At 59.4% G+C, this 19,524-nt stretch carries 18 protein-coding genes and 1 pseudogene; 11 read left to right on the top strand and 8 right to left on the bottom strand.

Annotated elements, in window-relative coordinates; translation table 11 throughout:
- The 3 genes from FHT87_RS02610 to FHT87_RS02600 are packed head-to-tail and all read right to left on the bottom strand — an operon-like array spanning position 1 to position 3,092.
- Complete coding sequence (locus tag FHT87_RS02610) at positions 1–1,101, bottom strand: D-TA family PLP-dependent enzyme (RefSeq protein ID WP_183799241.1); 1,101 nt, start codon at positions 1,099–1,101, stop codon at positions 1–3.
- Complete coding sequence (locus tag FHT87_RS02605) at positions 1,102–2,577, bottom strand: M81 family metallopeptidase (protein WP_183799238.1); 1,476 nt, start codon at positions 2,575–2,577, stop codon at positions 1,102–1,104.
- Between the two features lie 29 nt (positions 2,578–2,606).
- A complete protein-coding gene (locus FHT87_RS02600) occupies positions 2,607–3,092 on the bottom strand; it encodes a hypothetical protein (RefSeq protein ID WP_183799235.1) in 486 nt (161 codons plus the stop codon).
- Positions 3,093–3,203: 111 nt separating this feature from the next.
- Between FHT87_RS02600 and FHT87_RS02595 the strand changes: the two genes are divergently transcribed.
- The 5 genes from FHT87_RS02595 (at position 3,204) to FHT87_RS02575 (ending at position 8,594) form a co-directional block, all read left to right on the top strand.
- The gene (locus FHT87_RS02595) at positions 3,204–3,590 is read left to right on the top strand and encodes a RidA family protein (protein WP_183799232.1); all 387 of its coding nucleotides are present in this window, start codon (positions 3,204–3,206) and stop codon (positions 3,588–3,590) included.
- 25 nt (positions 3,591–3,615) lie between these two features.
- Positions 3,616–4,479: a MurR/RpiR family transcriptional regulator gene (locus FHT87_RS02590; RefSeq protein ID WP_183799213.1), complete on the top strand. Its 864-nt coding sequence runs from the start codon at positions 3,616–3,618 to the stop codon at positions 4,477–4,479.
- Positions 4,480–4,498: 19 nt separating this feature from the next.
- A complete protein-coding gene (locus tag FHT87_RS02585) occupies positions 4,499–5,275 on the top strand; it encodes an SDR family oxidoreductase (protein WP_183799210.1) in 777 nt (258 codons plus the stop codon).
- A 31-nt stretch (positions 5,276–5,306) separates the two neighbouring features.
- Positions 5,307–7,223, top strand: coding sequence for a beta-N-acetylhexosaminidase (locus FHT87_RS02580; protein ID WP_183799207.1), 1,917 nt, complete (start codon positions 5,307–5,309; stop codon positions 7,221–7,223).
- Positions 7,224–7,331: 108 nt separating this feature from the next.
- Positions 7,332–8,594 carry an MFS transporter gene (locus FHT87_RS02575; RefSeq protein ID WP_210276803.1) on the top strand — a complete coding sequence of 421 codons (1,263 nt, stop codon included), beginning with the start codon at positions 7,332–7,334 and terminating at the stop codon, positions 8,592–8,594.
- 66 nt (positions 8,595–8,660) lie between these two features.
- Here FHT87_RS02575 and FHT87_RS02570 read toward each other — a convergent pair whose 3' ends face one another.
- Positions 8,661–10,463: a hypothetical protein gene (locus FHT87_RS02570; RefSeq protein WP_183732866.1), complete on the bottom strand. Its 1,803-nt coding sequence runs from the start codon at positions 10,461–10,463 to the stop codon at positions 8,661–8,663.
- Between the two features lie 272 nt (positions 10,464–10,735).
- Between FHT87_RS02570 and FHT87_RS02565 the strand changes: the two genes are divergently transcribed.
- Positions 10,736–11,203: a hypothetical protein gene (locus FHT87_RS02565; RefSeq protein ID WP_183732868.1), complete on the top strand. Its 468-nt coding sequence runs from the start codon at positions 10,736–10,738 to the stop codon at positions 11,201–11,203.
- A 487-nt stretch (positions 11,204–11,690) separates the two neighbouring features.
- Here the strand turns inward: FHT87_RS02565 and FHT87_RS02560 are convergent, their stop codons facing one another.
- From FHT87_RS02560 to FHT87_RS02550, 3 genes are read right to left on the bottom strand one after another with little or no spacing between them, the layout of a single operon-like run.
- Positions 11,691–12,629 carry a DUF2950 family protein gene (locus FHT87_RS02560; RefSeq protein ID WP_183732871.1) on the bottom strand — a complete coding sequence of 313 codons (939 nt, stop codon included), beginning with the start codon at positions 12,627–12,629 and terminating at the stop codon, positions 11,691–11,693.
- A gap of 29 nt (positions 12,630–12,658) precedes the next feature.
- Positions 12,659–14,050, bottom strand: a complete 1,392-nt coding sequence (locus FHT87_RS02555; protein ID WP_183800981.1) for a DUF3300 domain-containing protein — start codon at positions 14,048–14,050, stop codon at positions 12,659–12,661.
- A gap of 40 nt (positions 14,051–14,090) precedes the next feature.
- Entirely contained in the window at positions 14,091–14,405 is a 315-nt protein-coding gene (locus FHT87_RS02550) for a hypothetical protein (protein ID WP_183734167.1), read from the bottom strand.
- A 299-nt stretch (positions 14,406–14,704) separates the two neighbouring features.
- On the opposite strand from FHT87_RS02550, the pseudogene FHT87_RS02545 reads away from it, so the two are divergent.
- The 4 genes and pseudogenes from FHT87_RS02545 to FHT87_RS02530 form a co-directional block, all read left to right on the top strand.
- Positions 14,705–14,821 (top strand): annotated as a pseudogene (locus FHT87_RS02545) (DUF3302 domain-containing protein); the annotation flags it as partial.
- A 77-nt stretch (positions 14,822–14,898) separates the two neighbouring features.
- Positions 14,899–16,614, top strand: coding sequence for a SulP family inorganic anion transporter (locus tag FHT87_RS02540; RefSeq protein ID WP_183799204.1), 1,716 nt, complete (start codon positions 14,899–14,901; stop codon positions 16,612–16,614).
- Positions 16,615–16,634: 20 nt separating this feature from the next.
- Positions 16,635–17,474, top strand: a complete 840-nt coding sequence (ppk2, locus tag FHT87_RS02535; protein ID WP_183732876.1) for a polyphosphate kinase 2 — start codon at positions 16,635–16,637, stop codon at positions 17,472–17,474.
- A 33-nt stretch (positions 17,475–17,507) separates the two neighbouring features.
- Positions 17,508–18,626 carry an AI-2E family transporter gene (locus FHT87_RS02530; protein WP_183799201.1) on the top strand — a complete coding sequence of 373 codons (1,119 nt, stop codon included), beginning with the start codon at positions 17,508–17,510 and terminating at the stop codon, positions 18,624–18,626.
- A gap of 12 nt (positions 18,627–18,638) precedes the next feature.
- On the opposite strand, the gene FHT87_RS02525 is transcribed toward FHT87_RS02530, so the two are convergent.
- Positions 18,639–18,875, bottom strand: a complete 237-nt coding sequence (locus tag FHT87_RS02525) for a hypothetical protein (protein WP_183732881.1) — start codon at positions 18,873–18,875, stop codon at positions 18,639–18,641.
- A gap of 273 nt (positions 18,876–19,148) precedes the next feature.
- Here FHT87_RS02525 and FHT87_RS02520 point away from each other — a divergent pair, with 273 nt between their 5' ends.
- Positions 19,149–19,394 carry a hypothetical protein gene (locus tag FHT87_RS02520; RefSeq protein ID WP_183799198.1) on the top strand — a complete coding sequence of 82 codons (246 nt, stop codon included), beginning with the start codon at positions 19,149–19,151 and terminating at the stop codon, positions 19,392–19,394.
- Positions 19,395–19,524 lie beyond the last annotated feature (130 nt).

The following is a 19,524-nucleotide window of genomic DNA, read 5'->3' as shown; positions in this document are numbered from 1 at the left end:
CTACCAGACAAGCCCGCGCGCGGCGACGTCCTCGACGCGCGTGACGATGCCGTCGCGATGGAAGACCATCGTGTCGAACAGGTTCGAAACCACGCATGTGTGGTTCGGGATGATGAAGAGCTTTTCGCCGATCTCAGGCCGCGTAGCGGTGCAGGCCGAAAGGTCGATGACGCCGTGCTCTTCGGAGAGGCTGGCTATCTTCGCCTCGGGATATCCGACGACGAGGCCGAAATCGGCAAAGCCCTGAAGATCGGAGGTCAGCGCCTTCGAACCTGCGTCAATAACGGCGCGGCCGGCATTCGGCCGTGACACCACTGTTGCCAAAACGTGCATCGCGCAATCGTCTTGCGTGCAATGTCCCATCCGGATCATCTGACGGTCATTATAGATATAGGTCCCTGCCCGGTGTTCCGTCGCCGATTTGACCAGATGCGCCTGAAAGAGGCTGGGCGTACCGCCATTGCTGACGATCGGGCAGGCGATACCGTCTGCCGCCAATTGCTTTAATGCGGCTTGGATGAAAGCTTCGACGACATCGGCCGACTGCGGCTTCGGATAGGTGAGGATACCGCCGAATGTCAGCCCGTCGGCGGCAAGGATGCGTCTGGCGAGCGAGACCGCCTGCTCGGGCGTCTGGACGCCGCAGCGGGCACCGCCGGTATCGCATTCCACGAGCACGGTCAGCGGCTTGCGGCCGGAGAAATGTGCAGACAGGCCGTCGACCGTCACGTCGCTGTCGGCAACGACTTTGAGACCGGAAATGCGATCGTTCAAGGCGGCGAGCCGTTCGAGCTTCGGGGCTCCGATAATATTGAAGGTGATCAGGATGTCTTCGAAACCGGCTTCGGCAAAGACCTCTGCCTCTGTCACCTTCTGGCAATTGATACCCTTGGCGCCGGCCGCGACCTGGGCCGCAGCGAGCGCCGGTATCTTATGGGTCTTGATATGTGGACGGAAATTCAGCCCGTGCTCGTCCATGTAAGACTGGACCCTTGAGATGTTGGCCGCCAGTCTGTCTTCGTCGATGATCGGGCGAGGCGTGGAAAGATCCACGATCCTGTCTCCAGTCTTGGCGACGACGGCAAACCGGTTGTCATGCATTCAGGCAGCTCCGCGTTCGGTTCCATGAGGATCGGCCACGATCGGCCAGATGGTCTTCGGTGCACGGCGATAGTGGGTCGTCGCCGGATTGTTGGGATAGGGGGTTCCCGCCGAACAGTACAGGATTTCGGCGGCGATCTTCGAGAAGGATGCGAAGAAATGGTTGGTGGACTTGATCACCAAAATCTTCTGCCTGGTCGGATCGATGCCCATTACAGAAAACAGGCTCGGATCGAAACTCTGCGCCCGCGTCGAATTCAGAATGATGTCGATGCCATCAAGCACGATATGCGCCGCATCACCGAATGGTGCGAGGCTCTCGCCGAATTGCATCTCGGCGTTCTTCACTAGTTTGACCACCTTGACCATGCCGTCGACAGGATTGCCGGTCCCCGGTGCCGATTTCGCACCGAAGCGCAGCGGAATTTCGGCCCCCTCGCCTGCGGCAAAACAGATCTGAACGGCAACCGGATCCCAGATCGTGCCGACAGCAGCACTTGCCACACCGCGCGCCAGAAGCTCCTCGAGAATGACGGTGGCATCGCCGGCAGTCCCACCACCCGGATTGTCCCAGACATCGGCAATGACGACCGGCCAGGCTTTAGCGGCGATCGCCCGGGATACGGCTTCCCTCTCGTCGATCTGCGGCACCATGAAGGTGCCACGCTTGGAAAACAGCTCCATGCCGAGTTCGCGCGCCAGCAACGCACCCTTTTGCGGATTGTTGTCAGTGACGACAAGCAGCTTGGTGCCCATCTCCGGCACATCGCCGACCATGAAGCCGTGGACCACGGAGATCGACAGGATGTCCGGATCTTCTTTTTCGATCCGCATGATCTTGTCGACGAAGGAGCGCATCGGATCGCGTGACGTCGGGAAGACATCGATCATCCGGCAGTCGAACACCGAATTGACCGGCTTGACCCTGCCCTCAAGCACGTCGACCGCGATGCGCCAGAGATCCTCGGCGCGATCGACGAAATCCGTATGCGGGAATTCCTTGAAATAGATGGCGAAATTCAACGCCTCGATGCGCTTCCGGGTCAGATGGCTATGCGGATCGAGTTCAGCGCAGATCAGCACGTCTGGCCCGACGATGTCGCGCATGCGGGTCAGCAGGTCGCCTTCCGTGTCCTCATATCCCGCTGCCACCATTGCCCCATGCAGGCCCATCACCACGGCGTCGACAGGCATTGCGGCACGGAGCTGCCCAAGGATTTCGTCGCGCAACCCTTCATAGGCCTCGCGATTGACGAGGCCGGCGGGGTCTGCCCAGGCTGCAGTGCCCTCGATCAGCTCCCAGCCCTTTTCGACGGCGACGCGGCGACCGACAGTGATCGGCGCGGTGCAGAGTGTAGGCGTTTCCGGATGCTGGCCAGGTGGGGCATAAAGAGATGCTTCGAAAGCGCGGCGGTCCACACAAATCGGGGAAAACGTATTGGTTTCGGTCGCCAGTGCCGCCGTGAAAATGCGCAAGTGATTTGGCCTTGTTTTGCGGCCCCGCCTCAACCCATTGGGTTCGGCAGGTAGCCGGTAAATCCGCAGATCTTCCACCGTCCTTCGTGGAGCCTGCAATAATAGAGCGTCTGCCACTGCATGATATCGCGGGTGCCATCGCGCTTCGTCAGGCCTCCGTCGAACTTCTTGCGGACAAGCGCCATGTCGTCCTCGATCTCGATGTCTTCGAGCGTCGTGGTGGTGAAGATCGCCGTGCGAGCGTCCTCGGCAAAGCTCTGTGTCGCGAAATCCTTTGCCTGCCTCAGCCACTCATCGCGATAGGCGCCGAGCGTGGGGAATGCCAGGCGCCACTTGTCGGGGCTAACCTCTTTGCGACCATCAATGCCGATGAAGCCTTCCTCGACGAAATCATCTTCGACCATCGACCAGTCGGCGGCCAGAAAGGCATCGATGTCGCGGGGCACAAGCATCTCCCAAATGGCGTGCCGAGCCGTATCGGAGGGCGGAAAAGGATTTTTGAAAGGATCACGCATCTTCGCTCCCGATTTAAATTCTTTTCATAAATAGCGTTTTTCACTGGTCAAAATCTGCTTTCTATGGTCCCTTGTCAACTTATCAAGAAAATAATTTGCAGGGATCCTAGCATGTCCATCAAGCGATATGGCACTGTTCAGACCGGCGCCGGCGGCAAGCCGTTGCCTTTTGCGCGCGCGGTCGAGGCCGATGGCTGGCTCTATGTCTCCGGGCAGGTGGCGATGGAAAACGGCGAGATCATCGACGGCAATATCGTTGCCCAGACGCACAAGACGATCGCCAATGTGCTCGCTATTCTCGATGAAGCCGGATACGGCGTCGAGGACGTGGTGCGCGTCGGCGTCTGGCTGGACGATCCCCGCGATTTCTGGACATTCAACAAGATCTATCAGGATTATTTCGGCGCGCATCCGCCGGCCCGCGCCTGCGTCCAATCGTCGATGATGGTGGATTGCAAGATCGAGATCGACTGCGTTGCCTATAAGAAGAAAAGTTGACTGACGGATCGGCGGGAGGATCGGCTTGGATATCTTTTCCACATTGCAGGAAGACAGAAGCCGGCTTTCCGCCTCCGAGAGCCGCATCGCCGACATCATTGTCAATGATTTCGAATTCGCGGTGAATGCCTCGATCATCGAGCTTGCCGAACGCGCAGAAGTCTCGCCGCCAACGGTTACACGTTTCTGCCGCCGCCTCGGCTGCGACAGTTTTTCCGATTTCAAGGTGCAGCTTGCCCGCACCGCCCATGTCGGCGTGCGTTACCTGAAGCCGGAATCAAAGAGCAGCGATCCGGCCGATGTCGCTCAGGATATCATCACCAAGGCGCAGAACGCCCTTTTCCTCTTGCATCGCTCGCTGGACCTAACCGCGATCGAGGCCGCTGTTGCGCAGATCGCCAAGGCGGAGATGATCTATGCCTTCGGATCGGGTGGCAATTCCTCGATGATCGCCGATGAGCTGCAGAATCGGCTCTTTCGCCTTGGTCTCAGGATCACCTCCAGTTCCGACCACAGCATGCAGCTGATGATGGCGGCGGCAGCGAAGGCTGGCGATGTGATCATCGGTTCGTCCTTTTCCGGGCGCAACGCAGAACTGGTGCGGGCTTTTGTGCTGGCCCGCGAGGCCAAGGTCAGGACCATTGCGCTGACGCAGACCGACAGCCCGGTCGCAAGGGCCGCCGGGATCGTCGTGCCGATCGATCTTCCGGAAGGAACGAACATCTTCCGTCCGACATCGACGCGTATCGCCTATATCGCAACCGTCGATATCCTGGCGAGCCTCGTCGCCTATGCCATCCAAGCGAAGGCGACGACGACGCTGAGACGCATCAAGCAGCAGCTGGTTACACACCGCGATGGCGACGACAAGCAGCTGCTTGGAGACTGATCAACAAGAGGGAGCGACAATGACGCAATCAGTGGCCATCGTCACGGGAGCCGCAGGCGATATCGGCGCGGCGATCGCCGATCGACTCGCAGCCGATCATGACGTCATTCTGCTTGCGGATATCGATCTCGTCGCTGCGGCAGCCGTTGCTGGCAGGCTTGGACCATCCGACCGCTTCGTCCCCATCGAATGCGACGTGACCAGCGAGACGAGCGTTGCGGCTCTTGCCAGGCGCGCTGCCCAGCTCGGCAGCCTGCGCACTCTCGTCAACAATGCAGGTGCAGCCCGGGCCGTCAGCCTGCATGATACGACGCCGGAGATCTGGCGTGCCGACAATGCACTCAACCTCGAAGCGGCCTTTCTCTGCTTTCGGGCCGTCGAAGACCAGCTGAAGGCGTCGCGGGGCTCCATGGTCAACATTGCCTCGGTCAACGGCATGAACGTGTTCGGCCATCCGGCCTATAGCGCCGCCAAGGCCGGCCTTCTGCATTTCACCCGGCTGGTCGCCGTCGAATACGGAAAATTCGGCATCCGCGCGAATGCCGTTGCCCCCGGAACGGTGAAGACACAGGCCTGGGAAGTCCGGGCGGCCGCCAATCCCAATGTCTTCGAGGATGCCCGTCGCTGGTATCCGCTGCAGCGCGTCGTCGATCCGAAGGACGTCGCCAATGCCGTCGCCTTTCTGGCCGGGCCGCAGGCTGCGGCGATCACCGGCGTCTGCCTGCCCGTCGACTGCGGCCTGACAGCCGGACAGGCCGAGCTTGCCCGGACTTTTTCCCAGTCCGAGCACTACTGAGATTCATAGAACATAACGAGAGGAACGAGATATGAAACCAGCCGACTACCGCCTGGAAAGCAGCTGGAACCCTCATGGCGGGCCGAATGGCGCTTTTGCCTTTACGCTTTTCAATCTTTCCAGTGAGGCGCTCTCCGGTTTCAAGCTTGTCTACACCTCACTCACGCGGGTCATCGATGCGGCCGCATGCGGTAATGCCACCTTTCTCAGACGCAATGCCAATTTTCATGAATTCGAACCGCCGGCAGGACTGGCCCTCGCAGCCGGTGAAAGCTGGACCTTTACGGTCGCTGGCTTGCACCGCCCTGCGCGGCATTGCACTGACGGCGCCAAGTCCGCCTATCTGACGCTGTCTTCCGGAGAGCATATGCCGGTCGCCGTTTCCGATCTGCTTCTCGAAGGCCGCGTGAGCGAGCCTCCGCCCGCGCTTTTGCCCGAGGGCCGGCTCGATCTGCCCTTTGCACTGCAGCCGTGGCCGGCCGAAATCGATGCGAAGCCGGATGATAGTTTTCCGGTCATCCTCTATCCGGAGGGCGCCAGCGCAGAGGAATTGTCGGCGATATCAACATGCATTTCCCTGACGCGCCGCCTTTTCGAAAGCGATCATTCGGTTTTCAATCTGGCCGGCTCGCCGCAAGGTCGCGCGCTCACCTTCAGCAAGGATACCTCGCTCGACGCTGAAGCCTACCGGCTGACGTTCGCGGCCGATCGCGTGGTACTTTCCTATTCCGGCGCCGCAGGGCGCCAGTACGGATTGACCTCGCTCGCGCAAATGCTGAACGGTGCGCGCGTCAGCCAGGGCAAATTCCGCTTCCCGGTTTCGGGAACGATTTCCGATCACCCCCGCTATAGCTGGCGCGGCTGCCATCTCGACGTTTCCAGGCAGTTTTATCCGGTCAGCGACATCAAGCGGCTGATCGACATCCTTGCCTGGTTCAAGCTCAACATCTTCCACTGGCATCTGACCGATGACGAGGCCTGGCGCCTGGAGATCAAGGCCTATCCGCAGCTGACGACAACGGGCGTGTTGCGAGGTCCGGACGAGCCGCTGCTGCCGCAGCTCGGCAATGGCGCGGAGCCCGTCGGTGGCTTCTACTCGCAGGAGGATGTCAGAGACATCGTTGCGCATGCGAGTTCCCTTTATGTCGAGGTAGTTCCGGAGATCGATATCCCTGGCCACAATGCGGCAACGCTGGTTGCTCTGCCCGAACTGACCGATGGACAGGAGGCACCGGAAAGCTACCATTCGGTTCAGGGCTATCCAAACAACGCGCTGAATCCTGCCGTGCCGCTGACCTACGAATTCCTGGAAAAGGTCTTCGACGAAATGGTCGAGCTATTCCCCTCGCCTTACATCCATATCGGCGGCGACGAAGTGGCGAACGGCTCCTGGCTCGCCTCGCCGCTTGCCAGGAAGCTGATGGCCGAACAAGGCATTTCCGGCACGTTCGGGCTGCAATCCTACCTCCTGAAGCAGGTCAAGACGATGCTCGACAAGCGCGGCCGCAAGCTCGCCGGCTGGAACGAGGTCGCCCATGGCGGCGGAGTCGCGGCGAAGGACAGCCTCCTGATGGCCTGGGAAAATCCGCAGGTCGGCATCGAGCTTGCCGAACAGGGTTATGACGTCGTCATGACGCCGGGCCAGGCCTATTATCTCGACATGGTCCAAGCCGAAGCCTTCCAGGAACCGGGCGCGAGCTGGGCCGGTACGGTACCGCCGGCCCACACCTATGCCTATGAAGCCGCCGGCGAATTCCCGGAGGAATTGAAGCACAAGCTGAAAGGCGTCCAGGCCTGCATCTGGTCGGAGCACTTCCTGTCGCGCGGCTATTTCAATCGCCTCGTCTTCCCGCGTCTTCCGGCAATCGCAGAGGCTGCCTGGACCCCAAAAGCGTCGAAGGATTGGGACCGTTTCGCGGCGATCGTGGCGCTCAGCCCGAAGCTTTGAGCTGTCAACTGAGCGTCAGGCCGGCCGCTTTGTCTTTCCCTTGAATGAGGATTTCGGCTACACGCCGCATGCGCGCCTTCCCGCCCTCAGGCGCGACCGAAATTGATCATGACGATCCTAGTGCGATCGCGGTTTCCCGATCCGCACCAGACGCCTCAAAGCCAGCTGACGACGATAATGAACCGCTTGATTCCCAACGTTTTCCGTAATCCTGCAATCCGGGTGAGCATGGTCGCCATCTTCACCTTCGGATTTGCCGGAGCGACGACGGCCCCCTATCGGTCTGTGGTCGGCATCCGCGAGCTCGGCCTGTCGAATGAACTCTATGCTGCGCTGATCTTCGCCGCAGCGGCGGTCAACGCAATCGTCAGCATTCTGCTCGGCAATCTTGCCGACCGGCTCGGTGAATATCGTTCGATGATGCTTGTTGCGGCGACCTTCGGCGTTGTCGGTTATGGCGCAGTCTTCTTCTTCCCGACGCAGGACATATTTGTCCTCAGCGCGCTTCTGCTGCTGCCAGTCTATGGTTGCCTGAACTCGTTGCTCTTTGCCAATGTCCGGGCCGCGGCCCATGGAATGGCGCCGGCTGACGTGGCGACCGTCAATTCCGGCGTGCGGGCGATGATCTCGCTTTCCTGGGTCCTGGTTCCCGGGCTCACGGGGGTTCTGCTCTCCTCCTCTTCGACCATGTTGCCAGCCTATCTCTTCGCCGCTATTTCCTGCCTTGTCTGTGTGGGACTCGTGGGCTTCTTTTTGCCCCGACAGAGCGGCACGGATCATGCTGCCGCCCACCATCTCACCTATCTCGCCGCACTTGGCCAGGTGATTTCTCCCAAAATCTTCAGCAGGATCACGGCGATCGCGCTGATCAGCAGCACATTGCATGTGAACGACGCCATTTTTCCCCTCGTCGTAACCGGCGCCGCCCGCGGTACTGTCGCTGATATCGGTATTCTGGTCGGGATCGTCGCTCTCCTCGAGGTAGTCTTCATCATCGTCTGGTCGCGCCTGCTGCGTCGCATCAGCCAACTCGCGGCCCTTGCAGCCGGGGCATTGATCTATGCCGTCTACCTACTGCTTCTGGCTTTTGCCCATGAGCCGTGGCATGTCTATGCCCTCACCTTGATCAGTGGCATCGGCGCGGCGTCACTGATCTCCATTCCAATCACCTATCTGCAGGACTTGATCGCCGAGCGGCCCGGTCTCGGCAGCGCGCTGATTTCCGTTAACATCTTTCTCAGCGCCGGACTGAGCGCTCTTCTCTTTGCCGCTGGCACAGCCATCACCAGCTATTCCGGCACTGCGGTGGTCAGTGCCCTCTCCGGTCTTCTCGGGATCGCTTGGCTGCTATGTCTCGACAGACGCCGGTAGCCAAGGAGCGGCGACGGCGCTTGAGAAAGCTTCGGCGCCATCCGCATTTGCATGGCTATCGCCATTTTAGTCCTTTGACGCCTCATCATCCGACACCGGCAGGCCTGCAGCCTTGAGTCCCGCAAGAAAGCGCTCCTGGTCTTCGGTCCGCGCCAGCCGCTTGGCGACCTCCCGTCTGACGTTCGGGATCAATGCCGGTGACCTGAGCTCGATCCAATCGAGCTGCTCCTTGGCCTCGGCCGGTTTTCCCAGCGTGCCGAGGATGGAGAGCAATACGAGGCGATGCATCGGATTGTAGTTCAGGTCCGACATGCGGGACCACAGTTCCGCGGCTTGCGTGTCGCCCCGCATGAAAGCACAAAGCGCCATTCCAACCTCGTAATATCCGCGTGGTCCGGCATTCCGGCTGACGGCCTCGGAAACCAGTTCGCAACCCCTGCCCCATTTTCCCGACATCGAGAGGCGCAAGCCGTATTCACCTGCCACTTCGGTGTCGTTCCGGTTGCTGGCATAGGCGGCCTCGCCGGCATGCAGGGCTCCGGTCGGGTCATTGCTGAAAAAATTGGCGAGCATTAGTGCTTGAAGCGCGCGCGCATTCTTCGGGTCGAGCCTTACTGCGCGTTCGGCAAGTTCTTTCGCAACGCTGAGCGTAGCGGCTGTCGGCTTGGTGTGCAGCTGGTACAGAAAACGGAACTCGTCGAGATGGATCAGCGAAAGAAGAGCGACGGTATTGGAAACATCGGGTTTCTTTTCAACGGCCCGTTGCAGACAGGATTTTGCCATCTCATGCGCCTGCGCAGTCATTTCGCTGCGATAGCTATAATAGGACAGAATGCAGGAAAAAGTGTCGGCACTTCCGGCAATGCTGGCGGTGTCCGTTTCGAACATAACGCCGAACGGCCGTGCGACCGCCGTCGCGATATCTTCGGCAAGGCTCCCCTGCGTTTTCAGGATGCCCTGCACTTTCGTGTCGGCATCGTAATTGTTTGCCCAGATGACCACTCCATCCGCCCGTCGCACGAGCCTTGCCGTTGAGCGCAGAGTATTGCCTTCCAGCCGGACGCTTCCCTGGAGCGCGTAGAGCGGCTCCGACGAAGCCCGGCCTTCCCTATTGCGCGGCAGCACGGCCACGGCGACGACGATGTCGTTGAAGGGGACGAGTTTTTCGATGATGTCGTCGGTAATGCCTCTGGAGATATCGGATGCGAGCCCTCCTTCAGAGGCACTTGCGAAGCGTTCGACGACGATAGTGGGGCGGCTGTCGGCCGCCGTCGCTGTCTCGGCTTCCATATCGAACAACCTTGCATGCAAAAGCATCGCCGCCGAGACGAGGAGGATCACTGCGCCCCCCGCAGGGAGCCAATATCGGGGGCGTGACAAGCGCCAGCTCGCCCTGTCTCGGCCGACCGTATCTCCGATGATATTGGCCTGCCGCGCATCGCCTCCCCCTGATATCGGCTGATCGGAATGCCTGAGTTTCGACATATCTGCGGGCTCAGTGCCTTGCCTCACGTCGAAGACCGGCGTGTAACCGCCCAGCGGAATTGTAATGATGATCCGGTCAGCGCCGCCGGCGGTCAGGTAATAGTGTTCCAGCTCCCTCCTCAGCCGCCCGGCTTCGATACGGACGCATGGATCCTGTTGAGCATCGAAATTCGCATCCCTGCCGAAAACGGCTTGCGCGATCGTAAAGGCCTTCAGATACTCGCGACGGCCCTCAAGTGTTTCCGTCACGACGAATTCGAAGAATCTTCTCGCCCGCTCGGGAAGACGAAACTCCGGGCTGGAAAGAATGCGCTCAAGCTGCTGCCGCACCTCCTCCTGCGAAGGCGTGCTGCCGCCGGCCCTGTCAACGCCTGCATTTGCCATCGGCTCCCCCAGAATCCGCCAGAATCCGATTGATAACAACCTGCAGCATACTGCCTTGGACGATAGTCCCGAGCCGCCATGACGGCAATGTCATTTAATAGAAAACACTAATAAAACAAAGCTTGCGCAATGGATCACCTGATGGCCTGGCAGGTCTTCGCGGGTCATATGCCGGCGTAAGATACCGTATTCTACCGGATCGGACGTGTATTTTACTGCCTTCGGCTGCCTGCGCGCTCTATCATCGCCCATGCACTCTGGAGGAGACGGCGATGACATCACCTGAGACGTCCACACCCCAATCCATGGCAAGCGCAGAGGAGCTGCGCAAACGTGCTCTGGAACTCCAGCTTCTGGAAATGGAGCGCAACGAAAAGATCAAGGCGCGTGAAGCGAAGAAACATTCGGAATTCGTCGAGGACTTTTTCCGCAAACAGATCGGTGAAACGGAACGCGCCGTCATCAAGCGACTGGTGATGAAAGCCGCTGCAGACGGCAAATACGAGGCGCTGATCTACAGTTTCCCCTCGACCTTCTGCACGGATAGCGGCCGAGCCATCAACAACAACCTTCCGGGATGGCAGAAAACACTGCAGGGAAAGGCAAAGGAACTTCACGAACTCTTCGAGAAGGTCGCCAAACCTCAAGGTTACGGGCTCAAGGCGATGATCATCAACTTTCCCGACGGCATGCCTGGGGATGTGGGCTTCTTCCTCACCTGGGAGCCGCCTGTCGACTGACCGGCAACATCAGGCATGAGCGAGGGAATACCGAATTGAAAGCGACCGAGATCGAGTGAAAGTTCCCGGTCAGCAACGACCGTGGGCGCGTTTGCGCCAACGACCTGCATGTCCAGCTTTACCGCCGGGATCAGAACTCCATCCGTGTCCGCTCGATGGATGGGCGTTCCCCGCACCTGACGATCAGATTTCGCGCCGGCCTCGCCCGGAAGGAATATGGGTACGAAATTCCAATCCGAGAGGCACGAAATCTCCTGCTCCACGCGGCTGGCCATATTATTGCGACCGCGTTCTTCATGAAGGCAGAGGCTGGAATGTTGACGTCTTTGCCGGCACTTGTGAGGAACTGACGCTTGCGTAGATCGAATGGCGAGCCAGGATGATCCCCGAACCTGGCGCAATAGGTGGGAACGAACACTATTCCAACCGCGCCATGGCCGCTGTCTTGCGCATACCGCCGGCGATACCGGCAGCATGGACTAAGATCCTATTCGCTTACGACGGTCCAGTTGGCATCCGGATTGAAATCCTTGATCGCCGCCGCGCGCGCTTCCGTTTCCGGTCCCAGATCGCGCTGGTAGATGACGCTCGTCCCGTTGACCATGAATGTCTGCACGCCGGTGACCCGATATTTGACCGGCCAGGCGATGAGCGCAAAGCCGCCGGTCATATAACCGTTGATGATATAGCTTTGCTTGCCGCCAAGCACGTTGTCTCCCTGGGACGTCAGGATGCGGTAGCGATAGCCGTAATAGCCCTCCCCGCGTTTGGCGGCGCCGAAGGCAGCTGTCTCGACCAGCGCGCTTGCCGGGCTTTCCTCGGGATAAACGTTTGGATCCCAGTACAAGCCATCGATCTTGCCCGGACTGCTGATCAATTTCTTTGCGAACTCATAGATGCCGTCGCCATCACGGTCCTCGGATGCAAATTGATACTGGGCCGCGACATATTCATGCATGGTGTCGATGGTGGCGAGTTCGTTTTCGCCAATGCGGCGATTGATGATCTCCTCGAGGCCGCGCTGAGTATCAAAGGACCATTTGTCGTCCTTGCCCTCGGTCAGCGGAAACGGCAGGGGCCAAAGCCGATCGCCGATCGCAACGATCTTCATGCCTTCTGAATCCCGCAAAACCACCCGTCGTTCGGCGCCTTCGCGGATCAATCCATAGGCGATCATCGCCTCGTTGTTCGAGCGCAGCTTGTCCGGCTTCAAGCCGAGCAACGTGGCAAGATCGTCGATATTGTTCGAGCCCAGCACCGATTTGAGCTTATCGAGCGCAAGCTCAGGACTGTCGAATTTCGGCGATGGCGTTGCCGCCTTGTAGTCGGCAAGATCTGTCTGCTCTTGCGAAAGTGCGGGTGCTGCCGGCATTGCGCAAAGTACTGTCGCGAGCATGAGCGGAATTACGGTCGATTGACGTTTCATGATGTAACTCCCTGAACTGAAAAGAGGTCTCACCGCCGTCTGCCGCCACCGCCACCGCGACCGCCGCCACCCTGTGGGCGCGGCCGATGCTGTGCGGGACGAGCTGACTGGCGATGGGCGCCCATGCTCTGCGATCCTCGTTTCGAGGCAACTGCCTCACGACGACCGGACTGGACATTGCCGAGTGCGCTCGTCTGACGTCCGCGATTGTCGGGTCTGGCAGCCATCTGCGGTTTATTGGGCCTATTGACGGATTTCTGCGCAGGCTTGGACGGTCGATTGGCGGCCTTCTGAGGACGTGCCTCGGGCCGGGATGCTGCCGGCCGATTGGCTGCCGCTGGTCGATTTGCTGCTGTTGGCCTGTTTGCCTGCGGTCTGTCCTTCAGGCCCTGAGCCGTGCTCTTGCGGATATCTTCCGCACGTGCCGAACTAGCGCGATTGCCGGGCCGCTGGCTCGCCTGGATATCGTTGGCCCTGTTGCGCAGCTGGTTGCGATTGTCGGCCTGCAGGCCGGACTTGATCGCCGACCGGTCCATCTTCGCAAGCTGGTCCTTGCCGATGCTGAGCTTGCTGCGATCGACATTGCTCCAGTCGACGTCGTTCCACTTCAGCTTTCCGTTGAAGTTGCGGTCGTTCAGGCAATTGTTGCAGTCGATGTCGATATCGCCATCCCAGCGGCCGCCCCATACTCCCCAGTCGTCCCAGTTGACGATGGCCGCCCAGGCAAGGCCGGTTACAGCGCCAGCAAAGAACGTTGCCCCGGGGTAGTAGTAGTTGTCGTAATAATCGGGATAATAGGAGATCGGCGCCGAAACATAGCCCGGCTCATACAGCATTTCCGGCGGATATTGCGGGATATAGATCTTCTCCGGATCGGTCGGCCGGATGATGATGTTGTCGTTTTCGGTGACGATCGTCACTTTGTCATCCGTCTTGATGATGTTCTTTTCCACCGCTTCGTCACGAAGCTGCTGGATGGCAATCAGGACATCCTTCTGCTGATTGGCGAGCGCATCGGCGAGCGACTGCGTCCAATCGAGATCCTCGCTCATCATCTTGACGATGTCTGGGTAGTTGAGCAGCGAAACGACGCTGCCGTCCCAATCGCTTTGGGGCTTGAGGTCGGAATTTTTCTTCTTTGCTTCCAGGAAGCGCTGCGCCTCGACGATCTGTAGAGGAAAGAGCGAGGCGGCCGAAATTGCCGCAACCAATTCATCCGGATAGAGCGCAATCCGCGCTACGAGCACTTCAAGCTCATCATCAGACAGGAGTGCGGTTGCGGGCTGTTCTGTACTTGTCTGCGCTGGTGCTGCTGTCGGTACGGGGGGCTGCGTCTGCGCTCGCACTGGGAGGGCCGGCTGCAACGCGATAATTGCCAGTGCCGACAATCCGCCAAGCAGTTTGCGGGAAATTGCTTTCATCACGCACGGACCTCCCTTGAGTTTTGAACGACAGATACGCCTACAAAGGTTTCGGGCCAGTCTGCGTTGACCGCCGGAGCACCACAATTTTCGATTGGGCGATGGCCTCCCCCATCTCTTTCAGGAGGGCATCGACGAGCCCCGCGTATTCCAGCCGCCGCGCCTCTCGCACCGTCTCAGGTAACCGCTCGACATGCGCCAGAGCCTGTGCAGCGGCAGCGAGATCCTCGCACATGCTGTGAAAAGCCTCGTTTGCATAGAAAAGCCGCTGTACCAGCCGCTTCTGCTCAGGAAAATAAGTCTCAGCCGTCTCTATGGCGGACAAATATGTCGAACCACTTTCTCCCGACACCATCTCCTCCCCCCGCCGCTGAACTGCGCCAAGCAGATGCGGGAACTATATAACAGGCGGATCGGCCGCAGACGTAAAATACGTGATCTTACGTTAGCCGGCTTCTAAAAACGCGATGAATACGGCAGGCCGAGGCCGGAACGGCATCCACCCTGCCGATCCCGCCTCTTCATTTTTCGGGTCATCTGCCAACGCCGATAGAGGTTACGCGATGCTACGGGCTTCAGCGCCCAAACGGGCCTAATATCCTGCTGTCGATAGCAATCGAACGGCTCGGCCAGACCAGCCGGAAGGGAGCGTCCGTGTTTCTCGACTATTTTGCCCTGGGCGTGCTGGTCTTTGTTGTCGTCACCCTGTTTTACGCAGTGATTGCGATCCACGACATTCCTCATCTCATGGCCAAGGCGCGCAATCGTCCTCTGATGGCCCAGGGCCAGTTGCAGCCGGGTGGAATGCCAAGACGCAAATGGCAACGGTGAAAGCATAGGAGTTAGCGGTGATAGGCAGTCTTCCGATGTTGCGAGGCTTGACTGGCTTCAACAGAGGCTGGTTCCGGAGCGATATCCCGGCCGGCCTGTCGATCGCCGCCGTCGGCCTGCCGAGCGCCATCGCCTATCCCGCCGTCGCCGGCCTGCCGCCGGAGACCGGCATCTATGCGAGTATCGTCGCGCCGATCGCCTATGCGATTTTCGGCCCGTCCCGCCTTCTGATCGTGGGTCCTGATGCCGCGTCAATGTCGGTGCTGGCGGCTGCAATGGGCACGATCATAGCCGCCGATCCCACGGGCAGCGGCGACCGGGTAGCGATCGCGGCAGCCCTCGCCCTCGGCGTTGGCGTCTGCTATATCGCCGCCAAATTGTTGAGGCTTGGCGTCCTCGCAAACTTTCTTTCCCGCCCCATTCTAGTCGGGTTCTTTGCCGGCGTTTCCCTCTCGATCCTCGTGGGACAGATTGGCCGTTTCACGGGAGTGAAGATCGAATCCGATGGGTTGATTCAGCCGCTCGCCGAATTGCTTGCCAAAAGCAGCCTGATCCACTGGCCGTCGCTCATCTTCGGCTTTAGCATGTTCGCGCTGCTGTGGATCCTCCGTTTTTTCCCTTTCAAAATTCCAGGTCCTATTCTGGTCGTCGTTATCTCGGTCGTTCTTTCCGCGATTTTCGATTTTCGGGACCAAGGCATCGCCGTCGTTGGGGACATACCGCGCGGACTTCCGAGTTTCTCCCTACCCCCGCTTCATCAGATGCCTCTCGACAAAGTCGTCACCGGATCGGTTGCGATCTTTCTTGTCAGCTTCGGCTCCGGCATTGTGGCGGCGCGCAGCTTCGCGTCGCGGACCGGTGACGAGGTCGATGCAAATCAGGAGTTGGTCGGGCTTGGCGCAGCCAATATAGCGCCCGGGTTTTTCGGTTCGTTTCCGGTCAGCGTATCGGATTCTCGAACCGCCATAAATCTGTCGACGGGCGGCGTTTCGCAGGTCGCAGGACTGGTCTCCGCGGGAGCACTGATCGCCGTGCTGGTTTTCCTTCATGCTGCGTTGCGCATCCTTCCCATTCCCGCGCTCGCCGCAATCCTTGCAATGGCTGCCATCAGCCTGATCGATCTTCCCGAGCTCAGGAAGATCTGGCGCATCAGCCGTATGGAATTCGTCTTCGCGCTGATCGCCATGTGGGGGGCGATCAGCTTCGGTGTCCTCAATGGCGTCATCGTCGCTATTGCCGCAACCTTCGTCTATCTCCTACGGAAGACCATGTTTCCGCGCGACGGCCTTCTTGGCCGCATCGAGGGGCGGCACGGTTTCTTCGATCTCAAGCGCTATCCGGAGGCCCGGCCCGTCCCGGGCGCCGCCGTCTTCGCGGTGCAGGGCAGCATCCTTTTCTACAACGCTGATTACGTTCGCATCCGGCTGACATCAGTGGCAAAGGAGCTTCCCGCCGATACCAAATGTCTGGTGCTCGATGCCAGCGCCATCACACAAATCGACAGCACCGGCGCGACCGCGCTCGAGGCCGTCGCCGAAATCCTCGTGAAGCGAAACATCATCTTCGCCTTTGCCGATCTCAGCGACGAAAGCCGCGTCATTCTCGAACGGGCCGGGGTCATCAAGATGGTCGGCGCCGAGAATATTTTTAACGGCAGAGAAGAAGCCCTGCGGACACTGATCGGCGATATCGACCAGATCAGTAGTGCCACGCCGGCGAGCAATGCACCTTAGTGATAGAAGGAGGGAGAGCCATGGACGAGAATTACGAGCCGAAGCAGGCCGCCGGCGATGAGAGTCGCGGCAAGGATAAAAAGAAAAAGAAATCATGGGATTATGAGAAAGAGATCGGCCGGCTGCAGGTCGAAATCGCTCATCTGCAGGCCTGGGTGAAGAAAGCCGGCGCAAGGGTCGTCATCATCTTCGAGGGACGCGATGCTGCCGGAAAGGGGGGAATGATCAAGCGGATAACGGAAAAGGTCAGTCCGCGTGTCTTCCGGGTCGTGGCGCTGCCTGCACCGACAGATCGCGAGAAATCGCAGATCTATATGCAGCGTTACATCGCTCACCTGCCGGCCGCCGGCGAGGTCGTGATATTCGACCGCAGCTGGTATAACCGGGCGGGCGTCGATCGTGTCATGGGCTTCTGCAGCGATAAGAAAGCGCGGCGTTTTCTGGAGCTCGCGCCCCGCTTTGAAGCGGCCATCGTCGAAAGCGGCGTCATTCTGCTCAAGTATTTCCTGACCGTCAGCGAGGAAGAACAGGAGCGGCGCTTCAGGCGGCGGATCGACGATCCGGTGCGGCAGTGGAAGCTTAGCCCCATGGATCTCGAATCCTATCAGCGCTGGTGGGATTATACGCGCGCCTATGACGAGATGCTGCGGATGACCGACACCAACCATGCGCCATGGTGGATCGTGCCTTCGGACGACAAGAAGCGCGCGCGGATTAACTGCATCTCGCATATCCTGCAGTCCATTCCCTATGAGCGGGTGAAGTTTGACGAGCCCGATCTGGGAAAACGTCAGAAGCGTCCGGCCGACTTCATAGAGGATAGCAGCATTCGCCATATCGTGCCCGACACGACGTCGTAAGCGTTGGCGGCCTGGAACGTGGCGGATGTAACAATGGAGCAGACAGCCGATACGCCGGCGCGGAAAACCGATGCGGGCCAGATTTCGATAGAGGCGAGAGTAAGTGATCTAGTCCGGTTGGGCATCATCGGGCTTTTCGCCTACTGGACGATGGTTCTCATCGCGCCCTTCGCACTGATCGTCATCTGGTCGGCGATCCTCGCAGTGGCGCTGTTTCCGATGTTCCAGGCTCTCTCGAGACTGATTGGAAACAGGCCGGTGATTGCGGCTAGTATCATCGTTGTCGGCTGCCTTGTACTGATTATCGCACCGCTCGCGCTCGTTGCGGTCAATTTTGCCGATGCGGTGCAGGCACTGACCGGCAAGTTGCGGACGGGGAACTTCACGCTACCCACAGCACCGGCCGCCATCAAGGAATGGCCCGTCGTCGGCGAGCGTGTCCATGACATCTGGAACCAGATTGCGGGCGATCTCGCCTCCACCATCATCAAGTTTCAGGCGCCTATCCGTGAGGTCATGGGTGTTGTCGTCGCAAAGCTCGCCTCGATTGGCGGCGGCGTCTTGAGCTTCGTCGCTTCGATTATGCTCTCCGGGCTGTTTCTCACGTGGTCCGCGCCCCTGGCTGCGGTAATACAGGTGCTGGCAAGCCGGATTGCCGGCGAAAAGGGCGTCGGTTTTGCCCGGCTGGCAGGAACCACTGTGTGGAATGTCTCGCGAGGCGTGATCGGCGTTGCCTTCCTCCAGACCCTGCTCTGCGGATTGTGCTTTGCCTTCTTTGACATTCCGGCACGCGGTGCGCTGACCTTTGCGGTCTTCATGCTGTGCGTGATGCAGCTAGGCCCTGGGCTCGTGCTGCTGCCGGTCGCCATCTGGGCATGGTTCTCCTGGCCATTTGCGACTGCCTTTATCTTTACCTGCCTTGCGGTGCCGATCACCGTCGTGGACAATATTCTGAAGCCCATCCTGATGGCGAGAGGCCTCTCGACGCCGATGCCCGTTATCCTGATCGGCGTCATCGGCGGCACGCTCTCTCACGGGCTCCTGGGTTTGTTTCTTGGGCCGGTCGTCCTCAGCGTCTTCTACGAGTTGCTGAGAGCCTGGGCCTGGCCGCCGGCGATCTCAAATGGACCCGAAGCGGAACACATCGGATAGGTATCGCCAAGCTCATCGGCTGGTGCAGTAGACGACGACTTCCTGCTCTATTTCGCGGCAGAGCTGCTCATATTCTGTAATCAGCTTATCTTCCCTCGGTCTTTGAATCCGAAATCTGTCCAACGCATCGACGGCAAGATCATAGGCCTCGAACATCTCGCCGAGCGTCTCGTTGGTTATCTCCGCCAGAAGATGACGGATATCGGGAAGCCGCAACATCAGTTTTCTGCGACCGCGTTCTAGGCTCATGGATCGCTCCGTATTCAAAGCACGTCTGCAACTGATACGAAGGCAGAAAGCGGTCGGATTGTTCCCGACCTAGCAAATATATGTTCCGATTTGAGAGCAAAAACTGCCGGGATCCGGCTGACGAGGCATTTGCAGTCCCTTTCAATGAAGATCGGACGGATCACATCGCTGAATTTGCCATGCGCGCCAATGGGTCGGGTGAATGTCAAGCATCTCGCCGGTCATGGCGTTGGCCCATCCGCTGGGCAGACGTTGGCAAGGAAAGACCAGGGCATGGGTACCTTCGTCGTCGATGACGGCGAGTTCTATGTCCTCTTCGAACGGAGCTTCAACGACCAAGCGCCACATCACCGAACCCTCCCCGACGATGCACCGGCGTCGACCGGCAAGATGCCATCGTTTCGGCGTGCCAGTCACTCCGCCGGCATGGTTTTTCCTGCCAGCACATCTGCGGATGTTGCATTCCGCCATGTCCTGCCTTGGCGTTACACCAGCGATCGCGAGCCCTCCTCGCAGTGAACCAGCTCTCCCAAATGGCCATATACCCACGACGTCCCAGAATAGCGGAACGACGAGCCAGAGGCATTGAGCCGGATCAATGGAGGTGAGGCGAGCCAAGGCACTGGCTCGCTGGGCCTTCGGCAGGTCC

It is taken from the genome of Rhizobium sp. BK316 (assembly GCF_014193695.1).
In the GTDB taxonomy this organism is placed as follows: domain Bacteria; phylum Pseudomonadota; class Alphaproteobacteria; order Rhizobiales; family Rhizobiaceae; genus Rhizobium.
Note: the sequence above shows the minus strand (reverse complement) of the source record. Positions and strands in the feature narration are given on the sequence as shown.

Excerpts from the sequence above, each read along its gene's own strand:
- FHT87_RS02610 (WP_183799241.1), bottom strand. The coding sequence starts at position 1,101 with ATGCATGACAACCGGTTTGCCGTCGTCGCCAAGACTGGAGACAGGATC.
- FHT87_RS02595 (WP_183799232.1), top strand. The coding sequence starts at position 3,204 with ATGTCCATCAAGCGATATGGCACTGTTCAGACCGGCGCCGGCGGCAAG.
- FHT87_RS02560 (WP_183732871.1), bottom strand. The coding sequence starts at position 12,629 with ATGAAACGTCAATCGACCGTAATTCCGCTCATGCTCGCGACAGTACTT.
- FHT87_RS02550 (WP_183734167.1), bottom strand. The coding sequence starts at position 14,405 with ATGGTGTCGGGAGAAAGTGGTTCGACATATTTGTCCGCCATAGAGACG.
- FHT87_RS02570 (WP_183732866.1), bottom strand. The coding sequence starts at position 10,463 with ATGGCAAATGCAGGCGTTGACAGGGCCGGCGGCAGCACGCCTTCGCAG.
- FHT87_RS02585 (WP_183799210.1), top strand. The coding sequence starts at position 4,499 with ATGACGCAATCAGTGGCCATCGTCACGGGAGCCGCAGGCGATATCGGC.
- FHT87_RS02530 (WP_183799201.1), top strand. The coding sequence starts at position 17,508 with ATGGAGCAGACAGCCGATACGCCGGCGCGGAAAACCGATGCGGGCCAG.
- FHT87_RS02565 (WP_183732868.1), top strand. The coding sequence starts at position 10,736 with ATGACATCACCTGAGACGTCCACACCCCAATCCATGGCAAGCGCAGAG.
- FHT87_RS02555 (WP_183800981.1), bottom strand. The coding sequence starts at position 14,050 with ATGAAAGCAATTTCCCGCAAACTGCTTGGCGGATTGTCGGCACTGGCA.
- FHT87_RS02525 (WP_183732881.1), bottom strand. The coding sequence starts at position 18,875 with ATGAGCCTAGAACGCGGTCGCAGAAAACTGATGTTGCGGCTTCCCGAT.
- FHT87_RS02575 (WP_210276803.1), top strand. The coding sequence starts at position 7,332 with ATGACGATCCTAGTGCGATCGCGGTTTCCCGATCCGCACCAGACGCCT.
- FHT87_RS02580 (WP_183799207.1), top strand. The coding sequence starts at position 5,307 with ATGAAACCAGCCGACTACCGCCTGGAAAGCAGCTGGAACCCTCATGGC.
- FHT87_RS02520 (WP_183799198.1), top strand. The coding sequence starts at position 19,149 with ATGGGTACCTTCGTCGTCGATGACGGCGAGTTCTATGTCCTCTTCGAA.
- ppk2 (WP_183732876.1), top strand. The coding sequence starts at position 16,635 with ATGGACGAGAATTACGAGCCGAAGCAGGCCGCCGGCGATGAGAGTCGC.
- FHT87_RS02600 (WP_183799235.1), bottom strand. The coding sequence starts at position 3,092 with ATGCGTGATCCTTTCAAAAATCCTTTTCCGCCCTCCGATACGGCTCGG.